Genomic DNA, 17,044 nt, shown 5'->3' on the forward strand with positions numbered 1-17,044 from the left:
GCAGCAGGGCCGCCGACATGCCGAGCTGGCCGAGGAGGGTGGCGAACTCGGGCCGGGGGGCGAGCAGCCCCAGCGCCGCGATCGACACGGCCATCGGGACGGCCGTGTCCGTCCCGGCGATCCCGGCCAGCGGCGCTGCGGCCCCGCCCAGCGCGAACTGCGACACGCCGAGCAGCGCCGAGGCGCTCCCGGCGACGTGCGGCGCGCGTCCCGACAGGGCCAGCGCGGTCGCGTTCGGCCCGATGAGACCCTCCCCGCAGGCGAGCAGGAACAGCCCCGCCAGCACCCCGTGCAGGCCCCCGCCGGCGAGCACCGCGACGACCAGCACGATCCCGCCGGCGACGACGATGGCGAGCCCGGCCGCGAGCAGCCTGCGCAGCGCGACCCGTCCGGCGAGCATGCCGCTGACCTGCCCGGCGGCCACGATCCCGATGGAGTTCACGCCGAACACGAGGCTGAACGCCTGCGGCGACAGGTCGTAGACGCCCTGCAGCACGAACGGCGACCCGGAGATGTAGGTGAACAGGGCGGCGAACCCCAGGCCGCTCGCCAGCCCGTATCCGACGAACGACCGGTCGGCCGCGAGCGTGCGGAACGTCGCCGCCGTGGCCCGCAGGCCGCCCGTCTCGCGGCGCCCTGGCGGCAGCGTCTCCTTGAGCCCGAGCAGCGAGCCGAGGAACAGCGCCACGCCGATCCCCGCGAGGACGGCGAACACCCCCGGCCACGGCACGAGCCGCAGCAGCTGCCCGCCGAAGACGGGCGCGAGGATCGGCGCCGCCCCGTTCACCAGCATCAGCAGCGCGAAGAACTTGGCGGCGGCGACGCCGTCGTAGAGGTCCTGGACGATCGCGCGGGCGATCACGATCCCGGCGGCCCCGGCGGCGCCCTGCACCAGCCGCAGCGCGATGAGCGCCTCCACGGTGGGCGCGGCCGCGCACAGCAGGGACGCGACGGCGTACGCGGCGAGCCCGATCAGGAGCGGGCGGCGGCGTCCGAACGCGTCGCTGAGCGGCCCCGCGACGGCCTGCCCCACGGCGAGCCCGACGATGCAGGCCGTCAGCGTGAGCTGCGTCTGCATCGCCTCGGTCGACAGGTCCTCGGCGAGCGTCGGCAGGGCCGGCAGGTACATGTCGATCGACAGCGGCGCGAGGGCGGTCAGCGCCCCGAGCACCATGATCAGCCAGAGCCGCCGGTCGGCCGGACGGGCCTGCGTGGTCTCGGCTGCCGATCCGGCCGTCTGCGTCATGGGGGCTCCGTACGTGGGGGTACCGATCCCTTAAATCAGATGACGGTCCGTTATCTTCCGCGTCAGGAAGTGGGGTATGTCACATTCGGTCCGGACGCCCGGAAACGGCTAGAACGGGAAGCGTTCGGCGGCGGCCACGACCGCGCCCGTCAAGGTGCCAGCGGTGAGGACGGAGAGGCCGCACAGGACCGCCCAGCGCCCCACCGTGTAGCCGACGGGGACGCGGGTCGAGCCGCGTCCGCGCACGGGCCACGGGGCGCGGAGCGGCGCCGTTCCGGGAAGCTCCGGCGACGGGTCGCCGGGTGCGGCTTCGGCGGGCGGGTGGTCGCCGTTGGACGAGGCGGCCAGCCCGGTCACCCAGCCGAGCAGCTCGGCGACGTCCGCGGGCTCGGTCGCGAGCCCGGACGCGAAGTACCGCACCTGCCCGGCGACCTGGTCGAGCGTCCGGACGGTGTTGCCGAGCCCGACGCGCCCGAGCCAGTCGCGCAGGTCGGCGTCCCCGGCGAGGCAGCGGCCGATCTCCGTGCGGGCCAGCAGGTCGGTCTTGGTGACGACGACCGCGACGCGCTTCTGCCGCCCCTGGTCGGGGCGCGAGCGCAGCTCGTTCAGCACCCGCTGCAGGGTGTCGGCGGGATCCTCCTCCGACGACACGGCGGCGTCGTCGACGAACTCCCGCTCGTCCCCGGTCAGGGCCCGGCGGAGCTGGGGGAGGGCGAACGGGTCGACCACGAACAGCAGCGCCTCGCTGTGGTCGAGGTAGCGCAGCGACTCGACCTCGGTGGCGCCCGTGTAGTGCTCGCCGGCGGGGTCGAACAGGTAGAGGATGCGGCGCGCGCGTCCGGGCAGCTCGATGTCCACCATCGTGGCCAGGGGCAGCTCCGGGCCGGTCTTGGCGAGGCGTCCGCCGCGCTGGAACTCGTGGATCGCGCCCGCGTACGCCTGCGCGTGCCGCTGCTCGACGAACGCGAGCCGCCCGTGGACGGCACGCGCGCGGGCGTGCAGGGCCCGGATGCCGAGCACCATGAACGTCGTCTTGCCCGCGGCCGGGCCGCCGACGAACGGCAGCGGTTCGACGCGGACGCGTCCGATCCGCTCGGGCAGGCGTCCGCCGCAGTGCGGGCAGTACGCGGCCAGGCGGAACCGTCCGAGCGGCACCGTCGTGGGCAGCCGCGCCCCGCAGCGGCACACGTGCCGGAACGCTCCGCCCGAGCCCGGCGCGAGATGCCGGTGCCGCGCGCCGCATCCCGGGCACTCGTACTCGGGCAGGCCGATCCGCTCGTAGCAGAACGGGTGCGGGCAGGTCTGCAGGATCCGCCCGTACGTCATGAACACGCGTTCCACGGCGGCGAGGACGAGCACGCACACCAGCCAGACCGCGAGCCCGGCCGCGGCGACGACCCCGTACAGGACGGTCAGCGCGAGCACGAACCCCGACGCCGGAACGGCCGCGGCGACGATGCCCGTGCACAGCGCCAGCCAGACGGGGAAGACGAAGAACCCCCAGAGCCCGCCGAGCAGGACGCGGGTGAGCCGGACGATGGTGCCCCTGGCCGTCCGGTACACCTGCGGGACGACGGTCCGGCTGATCGTCCACCAGTCGCGCCACACCTGGCCGAGCAGGTAGTGCCGGTAGGACACCTTCGGCTCGGCGACCGGCGACGGCCCTTCGAGGGTGGACGGCGCGAGCGTCCGGCACGCGTGCAGGTAGTACAGGCCGAGAGCGGCGACCCCGGCGACGACGAGCGTCCCGGCGAACAGCACGGGGAACACGTACATGAACCCGAGCCACATCGCGGCCCCCCACACGGCGATCAGCAGCAGCACGAGAATGGGATGCACGGGTTCACCTCCCTCTGCGGACGGATGCGTCCTCGGCGAGGAGGTCCCGCAGGACGGGCCGGAGCTCGGGGCTGCGCGCCAGGTGCGAGTCGAGCTGCTTGGCCGCGAGCCAGCGCCCGGCGGCGGCCCGCGCCCACGCCTCCAGAGCCGGTTCGGCCCGCCCCCGCGCCCTCAGCCGCAGGACGACCTCGACCAGCTCGTTGCGCTGCTCGATCTCGGCGCCGCGCAGCGGGGCGCGCCCGGCGCGGGCGCGTGCGGGCAGCCCGGCGGTCCACTGCGCGCCGAGCCGGGCGCGGGCGGCGGCGGGCAGCTCGGCCAGCAGCTCCGCCCGGAACGCCGGCGGGCGCCGGGCCAGCCGCCGCGCCGCCCCGACGAACGCCTCCCCGGCGAGCTGCGACGTCGCCCCCTCCGCGGCCGTGATCTCGTGCAGCGCCCGCGCGGCGCGTGCCGGGCCCGCGGTGATCGCCTTCCCGTACGCCTGGACGAGCGCCGCGTCGCGCCCGGACCGCCCGTCCGGCATGAGCTCGCGGACCCGGTCCGCGAGCCGCAGCGCCGCCGGTTCGGCCAGGCGCTCGCCGCCGGGGAACGCGAGCCGCGTGAACGTCCGGGACGGCAGCCCGGCCAGCGCGGGACGCTCCGCCACCGCCTTCCCGTGCGCGTCCAGCAGATCGGTGCATTCGCCGGTGGACGGAGGCGTGCCCCAGACCTCGCGCAGCGCCGCGTCGACGTCGGCGGGCGCCGCGTCGGCGTCGGCGTCGGCGTCGCCGGGCTCGTCGCCGTCGAGGCGGAGCAGCTCGCCGGTGACCGCGATGCGGCGTCCGGGGCTTCTCCGCCCGACCGATGCCAGCACGGCGCACGCGACGGCGGGCGCGGCGCGCAGCCGCTCTGCATGCCTGTAGAGGAGATCGCAGTTCCCGGACGTGAGGGCCGCCGCCCTTTCCGGTTCACCGGCATCGGCCAGGCCGGAGACGACGCCGTCCAGCAGAGCGCCGCGGAGCGCGGCGGGGCAGTCGGAGAGCGCCTTGCCCAGGTCAACGGCCCCGCCCCGCACGCAGCGCGCCGCGGACGCCTTGATCTCGGCGGGATCGAGCGGCGCCCCGGCGCGCTCGGCCATCCCGGCCGCCGCCACCACCGCCGCCAGGCCGGACGCCTCCGCCAGCGCGTCCAGGACCCGGCCCGTGACGCGGAGCGAGCACTGCCGCGCGACCTCGTCCGCGCCCGCCGCACGCGCCCGCTCGTGGACGGCGAGCGCCAGGTCCAGCCCCATGGACGGCACGCCGGGCACCAGGTCGCGCCACACCCACTCGGGAATCCGGGAGCCGTGCCGCGACATCAGCTCCGCCGCCGCGGCCTCCTCGTCCGCCGTGACCGTCGCGTCCCCCCGGCACAGGGCGAGCAGGGCGGCGGCGCCCTCCTGCGCGGGGTCGTTCAGCGGGGCCAGCTCGCCGAGCGCGTCCAGGCCGCCGAAGTCGGAGTCGCGCCAGCAGCCCGCGACCGTCCGCGCGAACCGGCTCGCCGTCCCCTCGGGGACGCCGTCGCGGAGGTCGAACGCGGACGCGTGCGAGGCGTGGTGCTGCGCGGCGGCCCAGATCGCGGGGGTCGTGCCGACCAGGCGCTGGGCCGCGCCGTCCGGGTCGGCGGTGTAGGTGACGAACGAGAGCCGCGCCGCCGCCGCGACCGGCAGCGAGTACGACACGACCGCGATCCAGCGCGCGATCAGCTCCACGTCGTCGGCGACCAGGACGACACGGCCGTGGCCCCGGCCCAGGACGTCCGCGACGGCGTCGACCAGATGGCCGAGCAGCGCGTACGGGTCGGCGGGGCCGGACACCGCGAGCCACGCGGCGAGCGCCTCGGGGTCGAGCGCCGCGCCGGGGGTCAGCTCGTCCAGCCGGTCGAGGACGGTCTCCGGCGCGGGATCGTGCGTCCAGTGCGGGGCGTGCCACAGTTCGGCGGGGCGCAGGCCCTCCAGCTCGTCCGGCTCGGCCACGACGGCGTGCGCGAAGAAGTTGCCGTAGCGGCCCGAGTAGTCGCGGCCGAGGTAGCGGCAGCGCAGCAGCAGCGGCCGCCCGTCCACCTGGTCGTACAGCAGCGACACGGGGAACCCGCCCAGCTCGGCGTCGTCCGGCGACAGCGGCGCGTCGGGCGGCGGACGGTACGACAGGTACGGCGTCACGCCCGCCCGCACCCCGTGCGGCAGGCCGGGCGTCTCCGCGACGAACTGGAACCCGGCGCGGCCGGTGGGCCCGCGCCGCGCGGAGGTGTAGTGCAACTGCCAGGCCACGCCTAACCACCTCCGGGGCGGACGCCTTCGAGCATCCCGAACCGGTACAGCAGCCACAGCAGCGGATCCTCGGCCCGGTACGGCCGGACCCCTCCCGCGCCGACCCGGCCCTCGTCGGGGACGCCGCCGAGCGCCGACAGCCCGAACAGCGCGTGATCGGCGTACTGCTGCCCGAGGTAGGTGTCGAGCTGCCCCGCCTGCCAGTCGTGCAGCAGGGCCCTGACCTGCTCGTTCACCGCGTCCCTGTCGTCCAGGTCGAGGACGCCCGACCCCGACCGGGACCGGTGCAGCGCCGACTGCCGCAGCAGCCCCGGCCGCAGCACGTCGATCTTGGTGAGCGCGACCGCGACCGGGACGGGCAGCGGCTCACCCGGACGGGTGCCGTGCCGCTGCCGCAGCGTGTCGGTGACGCGGGCGATGACGTTCAGGGGCTCGCTGTCGGGATCGTCCCCCGCGCCGCGCGGCGGCGCCACGGCGTCGCGCACGCCCGTCCGCGCGCCGGGCAGCTCCAGCGGGTCGACCAGGAAGACGATCGCGTCCGCCGCCTCCAGGTACCGCAGGTGCAGGTCGGTGACCTCGCGGCTGCGCAGGTCCTCGCCCGCGGTATCGAACAGCACGAGCGCGAGCGAGTCGTTGCGGGGCCGCGCGAAACGCCCCCGGCGCGTCCGGGTGAGCAGGTACACGAGCGGTTCGCGGGGACCGGTCGCCGCGCTGGCCGTCGTCGGCAGCAGCCGCCGCTCCTCCAGCAGCGGGCGCGCGAAGTCGCGCTTGTACCGCTCGATCGTGCGGTCGTCGCAGGCCACGAGCGACGCGTCCAGCTCCGTCCCGACCCGGTTCATCAGCTCGTGCAGCAGGACGGCGATGTAGGTGCTCTTGCCCGCGTTCTTCGCGCCGACCAGCGCGACGATCCGGCCGGGGGAGTCGCAGTACGCGGACGGCAGCGGGTTGTGACACTCCGGGCAGGCCCGGTTGCCGGTCGCGAGGCCGCACTCGGGGCAATCGGCGCGCCCTTTGCGCCCGGACGCGGCGAATACGGGCGGCAGCGACGCGCCGGCCGTCGATCCCGTGTACTTGGCGAGCGCCTCGTCCAGGACGGGCGCGCAGCCCTGCCGCCGCCCCGCCTGCCCCCGGCACCGGAACAGGATCCGCTGCGGCGCGACCGACTCGAAGCAGTACGGGCAGGTGACGCCGTTCTTGGGAGCGCGCTGCCTGGACGGCACTCCGGGGATGCCCACGCGGGCGAGCGGCCTGGTCATCTCGTGACCTGGAGCCGGCGGACGGGCGGATCGCTCAGCTCGACGACGTCGTCGTCGGCGAAGCAGCGCAGCCAGTACGGCCCGGACGCGTCCGGCGCGGCCAGGGACAGCTCCCCGGGGACCGGCACCTGCTCCCACGCGCCGAGCGTCTCGCCGTCGGCGGCGCGGTGCGGCATGACCCGGCCGGTGCGCAGCACCAGCGACAGCCGCGCCACCCGCAGCGGGCGCGACGACGTCAGCCTGATCGTCAGCGACCGCCGCCACGGCGGGCCCGACCGCAGCACGTCGTACCGGACGATCGCGCGCGCCGCGACGGCCGCCGTCACCGGCGTTCCCGTCACCCGGGAGCCGCCGACGGTCCCGGCCGCGGCGACCGACAGCTCGACGGGCTCGTCCTCGGGGACGGGCAGCCGGATCCCGCCCTGGGTGTCGTAGGCGGCGCGGGTCACGGTCTCCGCCGGCGGCGGATCGGCCGCCTGCGGCGCGTCCCGGCCGATCCGGTAGGCGACGTCGACCTCCGCGACGTCCGGCGGCCAGTCGAACCCGACGTGCACGTGGTCGCCGCGCCGCTCGGCGACCAGGCGGCGCGGCGGCGGCAGGTTCACGTGCCGGTGGTACGCGCCGATCGCGGCGCCGCCCTCCGCCACCGACACCGCGAGCAGCCACCCGCTCGCCCCCGGCCGCACCGAGAGCCCGCCGGGCACCGGCGTGCACGCGAGCCGCCGCGTCTCCCGCCGCACCTCCTCCAGCGGGACGAGCGCGCTGCGCGGCCACGGCGGCGGACCCTCCGACAGCACCAGCTCGACCGTCCCGCTCCCCGGCGGGTCGAACCGGACCGTGACCAGCCCCGGATCGGACGGATCGGTCCCGGCGGCCAGCTCGTACACCGGCTCGGGCGCCGCGCTCGGCGTGACCGACGCGCGCACCCCGTCCGTCACGACCTCGCGGCCGGACGGGTCGAGGTAGACGGCGGCGATCCGGTAGTGGTGCGTCCGGCCGTTGGGCACGCGTTCGCGGAACCCGTCGCGTCCCGCCGGGACGGCCGTCCCGTCCCGGACGACGACGACCCGCGCCGCCTCCGCCGGGCACCGCCACCGCCCGGTGACCTGGCCGTCCCCGGCGAGCAGCTCGACCTCGCCCGGCTCGGGCCGCACGACCACCGGGCCCGCCACCGCCGGCGCGGCGACGGCGTCCCCGCGCAGGGCGAACACCGCGTAGTACACGGGCGCGTTGACCGGCGGCCGCTCGTCCAGCGCCCCTTCCATAGGCTGCCCGTCCCGCACGTCGCGGGGCGCGCGGCCCGCTCGCCGCACGACCTGGTAGGCCACCTCGCCCGCGGTGGACGCGGACGGCTCCCACGAGAGCCGGACCACGGCCCCGCCGTCCCCGGCGACGTCCACGTCCGCTTGGACGCCGGGAACCGGACGCGGCGGCAGGCGGCGCTGCTGGCCCTGCGCGCCCGGGAGGTCGCGGACGAGCCGGAGCGCGTCGTCGAGGAGGCGGTGCGCGCGGTCCGGGTCGGGCTCGGCGGCGGCGGTCTCGCGGAGGCGCAGCGCCGTGTCGAGCCGGTGCCGGGCCTCGGCGGCGAGGACCTCCTCCTCCGACGGCCCGCCGCCGGACGCGGGCGGGACGTTCGCGGCGTCCGCCAGCTCCGCCGCCGCGAACACCTCCCCGGCGTCGAGCAGCGCGCGGAGCCGTCCCGCGAGACCGCCGCCCGGGCCCGTCTCGCGGACGACGGCGAACACCATCCGGCGGGCGTCGCCCGGGTCGATGCCGAGATCGTCGACGGCGTAGCGCAGCAGCGCCCGCTCGGACGCCCGCTGCCGCAGCCGCTCGCGGAGCCGGTCCACGACGTCGTACAGCACCAGCTCGGGGAGCGGGGCGTCCGACCGGAGCGCGGCGAGGATCGTGTCGGCGTGCGTGGTGCTGGTGTCGCGGCTGCGGCGCGCCCATTCGGCGGCGACCGCCGCGACGGCGTCCTGGTCGAGCCGGAGGTTCCTGCCGGGCGCGGCGAACCCGTCCAGCGGCCGGATCGGGCCGGTGAGCCGGGCGCCGAACACGAAGTCGGCGAGGTGCCGGGCGCCGAGGACGTCCAGGGACTCCTGCACCTTCCGGTACGCCGGGTAGGGCGCGGCGGACGGCAGCGCGTCCGGCTCGCGGATCTCGATCCCGTCGGCGGCGGCGTCCCGCTCCAGCTCGGCGCGGGTGACGCCGGCGGTGCGGGCGATGCCCTCGACCTCGGCGGGCGTGGCCATCTTCAGCGTCCCGGCCGCGTCGGCGAGGCGGGCGCGGGCCTCGGCGCGGCGCCGCTCGGTGCGCTCCCGCCCGCCGCGCAGCCGCGCCTCCAGCGGGCGCAGGTCGCCGCGCTCGGCGGCGGCGAACAGCGGCGCCAGCTCGCGGTGGTCGGCCTCCAGCCGGTCGATCAGCTTGCGGTACTTCAGCTGCCCCCGCGCCCGCCGCCAGCACTGCCGGACCTGCTTCACTTGCGCCGCGACCACCGGCCCTGTGAGGGTGTCGGGCAGCGCGTAGCGGACGCGCAGGTCCTCGGGAGGCTGGTCGCCCGCCGCCCGGGCGGGCTCCAGGACCTCCCGCCGGTAGTCGTCGTCGAACGCCACGGGCGCCTCCCGGCTCAGCTCACCTGGACCCGGGAGAGGGCCTTCCGGGAGCGCTCGACCTCCTCCTCGGACATGCCGCCGACGTCCACCTTCAGCTCCAGCCGCTCCCCGGTCTCCTTCTCCACGGCCGTGACGTTCAGCAGCCCGGACGAGTCGAGCGCGAACGTCACGCCGATCGGCCAGCCCGCCTTCTTGCCCGGCGGGACGCGGATCTCCCCGGTCGCGATCTCGGCGTTGTCGATCAGGTCGCCGGACTCGACCACGCCCGCCTGCTCCATCACCCGGATGTCGGCGGACGCCTGGTCGTCGTACACGGTGAAGAAGTCCTCGGTCTTCGCGGCGGGCAGCTCGTCGTTGGCGTGCACGAGGTGCGCGACGCTCTCCGCGCCGGTCTCCCGGTCGACCACCACGATCCCGAACGCGTGCGACGCGACCGTCTTGATCTGCCGTCCGGCGATCTGCTTCTGCTGCTCGGCGGACAGGCCGGCCCGGTTCGCCATCTCCTCGGCGCGCTCGGCGGCGCCCTCCCGGACGAGCCGCCGGTACGTCTCCTCGAACGCGTACAGCGCGGCGCCCTTGGCGACGGCGAGGTCGGGGTCCTGCAGGCGCGGCGGCAGGCCCAGCTCGGTCTCCAGCCGCGCCGCGACGACCGGCATCTTCGTGGACCCGCCGACGAGGACGAGGTCGTCGTAGTCGTCCACGCCCTTCTCGGCGGCGGTCGACAGCGTCCGCCCGGTGATCTCGACGGTGCGGTCGAGGAGGTCCTTGGTCAGCTCCTCCAGCTTCTCCCGCGTCACCTCGACCGACGCGACCCGCCCGCCGTGCATGACGCGGACGGTGTGCGCGGTGCGGGTGGTGAGCGCCTTCTTGGCGTCCTCGGCGTCGCGGCGGAGCTGCTGCTCGGTCTGCTTGTCGTCGAGCGGGTCGCCGGCGTCGGGGTGCTCGGCGCGGAACCGCTCGGCGAGGTGCTCGACGAGCCGCGCGTCCCAGTCGGCGCCGCCGAGCTCGTGGTCGCCGTCGGTGCACACCACCTCGATGTGCCCGCCGCGCAGCGCGATGACGGTGGTGTCGAACGTCCCGCCGCCGAGGTCGTACACCAGGATCGTGCGGTCCTGCTCGGGGTTGAGGACGCCGTAGGTGATCGCGGCGGCGATCGGCTCGGACACGATGTCGATGACGTTCAGCCCGGCGATCCGGCCCGCCTTGCGGGTGGCGTCGCGCTCGGCGACGCCGAAGTACGCCGGGACGGTGATGACGACGTCGCGGGTCTCCTCGCCGGTCGTGGTGCGCGCGTCCGTCGCCAGCTTCAGCAGGATGAACGCCGACAGCTCCTCGGGCGTGAAGTCGATCCCGTGGATGGGGCGGGTCACGTCGCGGCCCATGTCGCGCTTGATCAGGCTGACGACGTTGTCGGGCTCCAGGACGGCGGTGTCCTTCGCGGTGGCGCCGACGACGACGTTCTCGCCGCTCTCGAAGTAGACGACGGACGGGGTGGTGTCGGTGCCCTCCAGGTTCCGCAGGACCGCCGGGCGCCCCACGTCGTCGATGGAGGCTATGCAGGAGTACGTGGTTCCCAGGTCGATCCCGTAGACGGCCATGTCCCTCTCACCCATCGGTCTTCTGCGTGTCCGCTGTCTGCTGCGAGTCCGGTGTCTGCTGCTCGTCCGGTGTCTTCTGCGTGTCCGGTGTCAGCGTCTCGCCGTTCGCGGCGCCGTTGCGGTGACTTGAGCCGGATTTGACGGCGCGTCCGGCCCCGTTCGCCCCGGTCTCCGCCTTCGTTTCGGGCTTGTCGTGCTTCGTGGTGAGCTTCCCGACGCGCACCGCCGCCTTCCGCAGCACCTTGCCGCTCTGCTCGAACCCGTCGGACTCCGCGGCCGTGACGGTGCCGTCCCGCATCGGGTCGTCGACGGGCGTGACCGCGACCGGACGGTGCCGCGCCGCGTCGTAGGGCGCGCCCGGCTCGACCGTGAACCGCTCCACGCCGAGCCGCGCCAGCGCGTCCGCGACGTCGTCGGCCACGGCCGCCAGCAGCAGCGCCGTCTCGCGCGGGTCGGGCGGCTCGGCCAGGTCGGGCGCGGCGAGCCGGCCGGACTCGCGGCGCGCCTGGTCGTGCAGCCGGTACAGCGCGGCGCGGACCGGCTCCAGCATGGCCTGCAGCTCGCCGCGCCGCAGCCGCTGGTTCTCCTCGTGCAGCCGGTCGATGACGGCCTCGCGGTGCTTGGCGCGCTCGTGCTCGCGGTCGAGGCGGGCGGCGAGCCCGGTGAGGGCGTCCGTGACCCCGGCGCGGAACGCCTCGCCGTCCGGGTCGCCCGGAGCGGCGGGGACCGGCCCCGGCTCCGCATCCGGCCCGGTTCCGGATTCCGCGCTGACTTGGGGTTCCCCGTCCCTCGACACGTGCAGTTACCTTAATGGTGGGCGACATGAGGCGATAGGCCCGCTGGTGACCTTCACTGGACTCTAGTTTGACCCGTGCCCGCCATTCCAGCACCGGCCACGGCGCCGTTTTCCCGCGTCGTCACTTCTGGGTAACACCAGGGAAACGGGTTTCGCGGAGGCTGGGGACCGCGGAGGGGGAGACTGGAGGTGGCGATGTTGCTGCGGATACGCATCCGCCTGCCGGACCGTCCCGGATCGTTGGGGCAGGTCGCGCGCACGCTGGGGGCCGCGGGCGCGGACGTCGTGCAGATGGCGGTGCTGGAGCGCGACAACGGCAGGGCGATGGACGACTTCACGGTCGCGTGGCCCGCGGGCGTGGACACCGCCCGGCTGAGCGAGGGGCTCGGCACGGTGCCGGGCGTGGAGGTCGTCGGGGTCTGGCCGACGGCCGAGCCGCAGGGCGCGTTCCCGGACGCCGCCGTGATCGGGCAGGTCGCGGCCGTCCCGGAGCGTGGGGCGGAGATCCTCGCGGACGCCGTCCCGGCCATCCTGAGCGCCGACTGGGCCGGGCTCGCCGAGCTGACGGCCGAGGGCGGCGCGGTCATGACGCACGCCAGCGTGGGCGGCAAGTCAGGGGCCGATCTGCCGGAGCTGCTGCCGCTGCGTCCGCGTGCCTTCACGGCGCCGGACGGCACGCAGTTCGCGGTGTGCCCGCTCGCCAAGGGCACGCTCGCGCTGGTCGTGGCCCGGACGGGCGCGCCGCCGTTCCACCGGACGGAGGTGTTCCGCCTGGAGCAGCTCGCGGGCGCGGCGGACGCGGTGCTCACCGGCGACAGATCGGGGAGATCTCCCGTGTGACCTGGTCAGCGGGGTGCGGGCGTTCTAGAGTCGCGTTCTAGGGACTCCCCGCGTCCAGGAGGTGGCCGATGGCCGTACTGCTCCGCCCGCACGCCGAAGCCAGGCCCGGAGAACCGGCGATCACCGACGAACGCGGAAGCACGACGTGGCGGGACCTCGACGCCAGGACCGACCGGCTCGCGAACGCGCTGCGCGGCCTCGGCCTCGGCACGCGCGACGTCATCGCGCTCCACTCCGGCAACCGGCGCGAGTACTTCGAGCTGATGGCCGCCGCCGGGCACGTCGGGCTGCGGTACGTCCTGGTCAACTGGCACTGGACGGCCGACGAGCTGCGGTACGTCCTGGAGGACGCGGGCGCGCGGGCGCTGTTCTCCGAGGACGCGTTCGGCGACGTCGCGCTGGCGGCGTCCGGCGGGCTCGACCTGGCCGCCCGCGTCGCGTTCGGCGCGGAGACAGCGGGCTTCACCCCGTACGAGGAGTTCCTCGCGGCGGGCGCGCAGGAGGAGATCGCCGACCCGGTGATGGGCTTCCCGATGTTCTACACGTCGGGCACCACCGGACGGCCGAAGGGCGTCAGCCGCAAGCTGCTGGACGCGGGCGCGCCGATCGAGACGGCCGCGCTGATCGGCGACGTGTTCGCCGACATCCTGAAGATCCCGGCGGGCGGGCGGTCGCTGCTCGTCGGCCCGGCCTACCACTCGGCGCAGTGGCTGTGGTCGTTCGTGTTCATGCTGGTCGGGCGGTCGCTGGTGATGCGGCAGAGCTTCGACGCGGCCGAGACGCTGCGGCTCATCGACGAGCACCGCGTCACGAACGTCCATCTGGTGCCGACGCAGTTCGTCCGGCTGCTGCGCCTGGACGCGGAGACCCGCGCGGCGTTCGACGGGTCCAGCCTGGAGGTCGTCTGGCACGGCGCCGCGCCCTGCTCGCCCGAGGTCAAGCGGCGGATGATCGACTGGCTCGGGCCGATCGTCCACGAGTACTACGGCTCGACCGAGGCGGCGGTGAACAGCGTCATCACCGCGCCGGAATGGCTGGAGCGGCCCGGCAGCGTCGGCCGCCCGCTGCCGACGACGGAGGTGCACGTCCTGCGCGACGACGGCGGGCCCGCGGCGCCGGGGGAGCGCGGCCAGATCTACTTCCGCTACACCAGCGGCGACGACGTCGAGTACTGGGGCGACGAGGACAAGACCCGCTCGATGCACCGCGGCGACGGCCTGTTCACCACCGGGGACGTCGGCCATCTGGACGAGGACGGCTACCTGTTCCTGTCCGACCGCGCCATCGACATGATCATCAGCGGCGGGGTGAACATCTACCCGGCGGAGATCGAGGGCGTCCTGATCACCCATCCGGCCGTCCGGGACGTGGCCGTGTTCGGCGTCCCGGACGAGGAGTTCGGCGAGCAGGTGAAGGCCGCGGTCGAGCTCGACGGCGGGGCGGAGCCGTCCGAGGCGCTGGCCGCGGAGCTGATCGGGCACGTCCGCGCCTCGCTCGCCGGGTACAAGGCGCCCCGCTCGGTCGACTTCGTGGACCGGATGCCGAGGACGCCGACCGGCAAGCTCTACAAGCGCCTCCTGCGCGACCCGTACTGGGAGGACGAGACGCAGAAGATCTGAGGAGCCGGCCTAATTCAGCATGCGGAGCACGTCGTCCAGGCCGGTGAGGCAGGCGTCGGAGCCGAGCCCCTGCGCGACGGTCGCGGCGGCGGCGGTGCCCCAGCGCGCCGATTCCAGGACGTCCCGCCCGTGCGCGAGGCCGGTGATGAACCCGGCGCAGTAGGCGTCGCCGCAGCCGGTCGTGTCGACGACCTCGACGGGCAGGGCGGGCAGCCGGTGGACGGCGGGTGCGTCGGCGGGGCCGGCCGCGACGAGGCTGCCGCCGCCGCCGAGCGTGACGACCACCGTCGCCGGGCCCTGGGCGAGCAGCGTCCTGGCGGCCTTCTCGGGGTCGTCCTCTCCGGTCATCGCCGCGGCCTGCTCCTCGTCCGGCAGGAAGTGGTCGACGTGGGGGAGGAACGCGGCGGCGCCGGCGAGGAGGTCGGGCACGGCCGACAGCGGGTCCATCGTCACGACGGTGCCGGTCTCGCGGGCGGCGGCGAGCATCGCGAAGAACGCCGGATCGTTGAGCCCTGACGTGACGTCCGGGCCGCCGAGGTGCACGAAACTCGCCGCGCCGAGCAGCCCGGGGCCGACCGCGCCGGCGGTGAGCGTCAGGTTGGCGCCGGGGGCGTGCAGGACCGGGCGGCCGCCGTCCGCCCGCCGCCCTCCGGCGGGGACGGGCAGGATCGACGCGGCGGTCTGCGCAGCCGTCCGCCGGACGAGCCCGCGCACGTCCACCCCGTTCCGGGTCATGATCGTGACCAGCAGGTCGCCGAGGTCGTCGTCGCCGATCGCGCCGACCGAGACGACGTCGTTGCCGAGCCTGGCGAGGGCCACCGCGGTGCCCGCCGCCGCGCCCGCGGCGGTCGCCCTGATCTCGTCGACGACGACGGCGCCCTGCCCGGCGGCGAGGTCGGGCACCGGCCGGGCGAGCACGTCCAGGATGTGCGCGCCCAGTGTCACAACCGCCATGACCAGACCCCTTAAAGATCGTCAGGGCCGTAGCGTAACCGTGGAGGACCTGGAACGTGAAAGGTGTTCGCATGTTGTTGTCGGACGAAAGGGACGAACTTGCTGCGATCGGTCGGCGGCTGGCCGAAACCGGTCTGGTCATCGGCTCGTCCGGCAACGCCAGCGTCCGGTCCGGCGACCTGGTCGCGGTCACGCCGGGCGGGATGATGCTCGACCGGACGGAGCCCGCCGACTGCCCGGTCGTCACCCTGTCGGGCCGGGTGGCCGAGGGCGAGCGGGCGCCGTCGTCCGAGACGCCGATGCACCTCGCGCTCTACGAGGCCACCCCGGCGGCGGCGATCGTGCACACCCACTCCACCTACGCGGTCGTCGTCGCGACGACCATGTCCGAGCTGCCGCCGATCCACTACAACACTCTTCTGCTCGGCGGCGTGGTGCAGGTCGCCCAGTACGCCACCTACGGGACGCCCGAGCTCGCGGACAACGTCCGCGCCGCGATGACCGGAGGCAAGCGCGCCGCGCTGATGGCCAACCACGGCGGCGTCGCCATCGGTCGCGACCTGGACGAGGCGTTCGAGAACGCGCGGCTCCTCGAATGGCTCTGCGGCGTGTACGTCCGGGCCAGGACGATCGGCGAGCCGCGCGTCCTGACCGACGAGGAACTGGCGAAGGTGGTCGAGCGGGGCCTCGCTCCTCCTGGGTTCCCGCCCGTGTAGGCGGCCGTGGCAGGCTGAGGGGGTGCCGAAGCTTTCGCCGGACGAGGCGCGCCGGCTGCTGACCACGGTCCCGGTCGTGCGGCTGGCGACCGTCGGGGAGGACGCGCGGCCGCATCTGGTCCCGGTGGCGTTCGCCGTCCACCGGGGCGCGGTCTACACGGCCGTCGACCACAAGCCGAAGAGCACCAGGGATCTGCGGCGGCTCGCGAACATCCGCGCCAACCCGCGTGTCGCTCTCCTGGCCGACCACTACGAGGACGACTGGGACAAGCTGTGGTGGGTCCGCGTGGACGGCCACGCCTACATCGTCGAGGATCCCGCGCGTATGGCCGCGCCCGTCCGGCTCCTGGCCGAACGCTACGCGCAGTACCGCGAGCGCCCGCCCGAGGGGCCGGTCATCGTCGTCACCATCCAGGCATGGACGGGATGGACGGCATCCTGACCCGCGCGCAGGGGGCTTAGAGCGAACGCTCGAAGGTCAGGACGGCGTCGGCGACCGTCTGGGGGAAGTCCACGTGCGGCTGGTGCCCGGCGCCGTCCACCAGGACGAGCTCGCCGTTCAGCCTGTCCTTGACCCACTCGGCCTCCGCGACCGGGTCGGGCCAGTCGATGTCGGCCGTCCCCATGACGACCAGCGTCGGCGCGGTGACCTGGTCGAGCCGCGCCTCGGACTCGGCGTGCGACATGTCCAGGTACTCGGCGATGACCTTGGCGCGGCCCGGCCGCTTGAAGCTCTCCTTCAGCTTGGCCTTGTGCTCGGCGAAGTCCGCGGGCGGCGTGGGCACCCACTTCGGGTAGTACGACATGTAGAGCGGCACCGCCAGCCCCGGGACCCGCATGAGCGCGACGGTCAGCTTCTGCGAGAACCCGGCCTTGCCGTCCCGGACGAACGGGCCCGCCAGCACCAGGCCCCTGATCAGCTCGGGCGCCTCCGCGGCGACCCACACCCCGGCAGCGGCGCCGTTCGAGCAGCCGTAGACGAGCGCGGGCCCGGCGTCCAGGTGCCGCAGCAGCGCGAGCAGGTCGCGGGCCAGCGGCGTGCTCCCGTACTCGGGCCAGTCCGCGCTGGTGTCGCCCATCCCGCGCTGGTCGACGGTCACGACGCGGTGCCCGGCGTCGAGCAGCAGCGGCTTGAGGAACCTGAACTGCGACCGCAGGTCGAGCATGGACGGCAGGCAGACGACGAGCGGCCCCTCGCCTTCGTCGTCATAGGCGAGTCGTCCGCCGGGAAGGTCGAGGTATCGGGTCTGCTCGCTCATCCTGCACTCCTTGCGCTTCCTT

The 17,044-nt window shown here is 75.0% G+C and carries 13 protein-coding genes; 4 read left to right on the forward strand and 9 right to left on the reverse strand.

Going from position 1 to position 17,044, the window contains the following annotated elements; genetic code table 11:
- From E1287_RS11025 to grpE, 7 genes are all read right to left on the reverse strand, one after another.
- Nucleotides 1–1,246, reverse strand: a 1,246-nt coding sequence (locus E1287_RS11025) for a multidrug effflux MFS transporter (protein ID WP_131964783.1), incomplete at its 3' end; no start/stop codon positions are given.
- 108 nt (nt 1,247–1,354) lie between these two features.
- Nucleotides 1,355–3,085, reverse strand: coding sequence for a hypothetical protein (locus E1287_RS11030; RefSeq protein ID WP_131964784.1), 1,731 nt, complete (start codon nt 3,083–3,085; stop codon nt 1,355–1,357).
- A gap of 4 nt (nt 3,086–3,089) precedes the next feature.
- Nucleotides 3,090–5,369 (reverse strand): hypothetical protein, encoded by a 2,280-nt coding sequence (locus E1287_RS11035; RefSeq protein WP_131964785.1) that lies wholly within the window; start codon nt 5,367–5,369, stop codon nt 3,090–3,092.
- Nucleotides 5,370–5,371: 2 nt separating this feature from the next.
- Nucleotides 5,372–6,625 (reverse strand): GTPase, encoded by a 1,254-nt coding sequence (locus tag E1287_RS11040; RefSeq protein WP_243718847.1) that lies wholly within the window; start codon nt 6,623–6,625, stop codon nt 5,372–5,374.
- A complete protein-coding gene (locus E1287_RS11045) occupies nt 6,622–9,240 on the reverse strand; it encodes a hypothetical protein (RefSeq protein WP_131964786.1) in 2,619 nt (872 codons plus the stop codon). Before E1287_RS11045 ends, E1287_RS11040 begins: the two co-directional genes overlap by 4 nt.
- 14 nt (nt 9,241–9,254) lie before the next feature.
- A complete protein-coding gene (locus E1287_RS11050; protein ID WP_243718849.1) occupies nt 9,255–10,853 on the reverse strand; it encodes an Hsp70 family protein in 1,599 nt (532 codons plus the stop codon).
- Complete coding sequence (gene grpE / locus E1287_RS11055) at nt 10,846–11,634, reverse strand: nucleotide exchange factor GrpE (RefSeq protein WP_131964787.1); 789 nt, start codon at nt 11,632–11,634, stop codon at nt 10,846–10,848. Before grpE ends, E1287_RS11050 begins: the two co-directional genes overlap by 8 nt.
- A gap of 195 nt (nt 11,635–11,829) precedes the next feature.
- Here grpE and E1287_RS11060 point away from each other — a divergent pair, with 195 nt between their 5' ends.
- Both E1287_RS11060 and E1287_RS11065 read left to right on the forward strand, forming a co-directional pair.
- Nucleotides 11,830–12,474, forward strand: a complete 645-nt coding sequence (locus E1287_RS11060; protein WP_131964820.1) for an ACT domain-containing protein — start codon at nt 11,830–11,832, stop codon at nt 12,472–12,474.
- Between the two features lie 68 nt (nt 12,475–12,542).
- Complete coding sequence (locus E1287_RS11065) at nt 12,543–14,093, forward strand: AMP-binding protein (protein WP_131964788.1); 1,551 nt, start codon at nt 12,543–12,545, stop codon at nt 14,091–14,093.
- A gap of 9 nt (nt 14,094–14,102) precedes the next feature.
- On the opposite strand, the gene E1287_RS11070 is transcribed toward E1287_RS11065, so the two are convergent.
- Entirely contained in the window at nt 14,103–15,047 is a 945-nt protein-coding gene (locus E1287_RS11070) for a carbohydrate kinase family protein (RefSeq protein ID WP_131964789.1), read from the reverse strand.
- Between the two features lie 71 nt (nt 15,048–15,118).
- On the opposite strand from E1287_RS11070, the gene E1287_RS11075 reads away from it, so the two are divergent.
- Nucleotides 15,119–15,763, forward strand: coding sequence for a class II aldolase/adducin family protein (locus tag E1287_RS11075; RefSeq protein ID WP_131964790.1), 645 nt, complete (start codon nt 15,119–15,121; stop codon nt 15,761–15,763).
- 22 nt (nt 15,764–15,785) lie between these two features.
- On the forward strand, nt 15,786–16,205 hold the full coding sequence (locus E1287_RS11080; RefSeq protein ID WP_131964791.1) for a TIGR03668 family PPOX class F420-dependent oxidoreductase: 420 nt from the start codon (nt 15,786–15,788) through the stop codon (nt 16,203–16,205).
- Between the two features lie 16 nt (nt 16,206–16,221).
- On the opposite strand, the gene E1287_RS11085 is transcribed toward E1287_RS11080, so the two are convergent.
- Nucleotides 16,222–17,022, reverse strand: a complete 801-nt coding sequence (locus tag E1287_RS11085; RefSeq protein ID WP_131964792.1) for an alpha/beta hydrolase — start codon at nt 17,020–17,022, stop codon at nt 16,222–16,224.
- Nucleotides 17,023–17,044: the final 22 nt, after the last annotated feature.

This window comes from Actinomadura sp. KC06, assembly GCF_004348735.1.
GTDB lineage: Bacteria > Actinomycetota > Actinomycetes > Streptosporangiales > Streptosporangiaceae > Spirillospora.

What these genes read in the sequence shown, in the direction of transcription:
- E1287_RS11065 (WP_131964788.1), top strand. Translation starts at nt 12,543, where the DNA reads ATGGCCGTACTGCTCCGCCCGCACGCCGAAGCCAGGCCCGGAGAACCG.
- E1287_RS11070 (WP_131964789.1), bottom strand. Translation starts at nt 15,047, where the DNA reads ATGGCGGTTGTGACACTGGGCGCGCACATCCTGGACGTGCTCGCCCGG.
- E1287_RS11060 (WP_131964820.1), top strand. Translation starts at nt 11,830, where the DNA reads ATGTTGCTGCGGATACGCATCCGCCTGCCGGACCGTCCCGGATCGTTG.
- E1287_RS11050 (WP_243718849.1), bottom strand. Translation starts at nt 10,853, where the DNA reads ATGGGTGAGAGGGACATGGCCGTCTACGGGATCGACCTGGGAACCACG.
- E1287_RS11085 (WP_131964792.1), bottom strand. Translation starts at nt 17,022, where the DNA reads ATGAGCGAGCAGACCCGATACCTCGACCTTCCCGGCGGACGACTCGCC.
- E1287_RS11040 (WP_243718847.1), bottom strand. Translation starts at nt 6,625, where the DNA reads ATGACCAGGCCGCTCGCCCGCGTGGGCATCCCCGGAGTGCCGTCCAGG.
- E1287_RS11075 (WP_131964790.1), top strand. Translation starts at nt 15,119, where the DNA reads ATGTTGTTGTCGGACGAAAGGGACGAACTTGCTGCGATCGGTCGGCGG.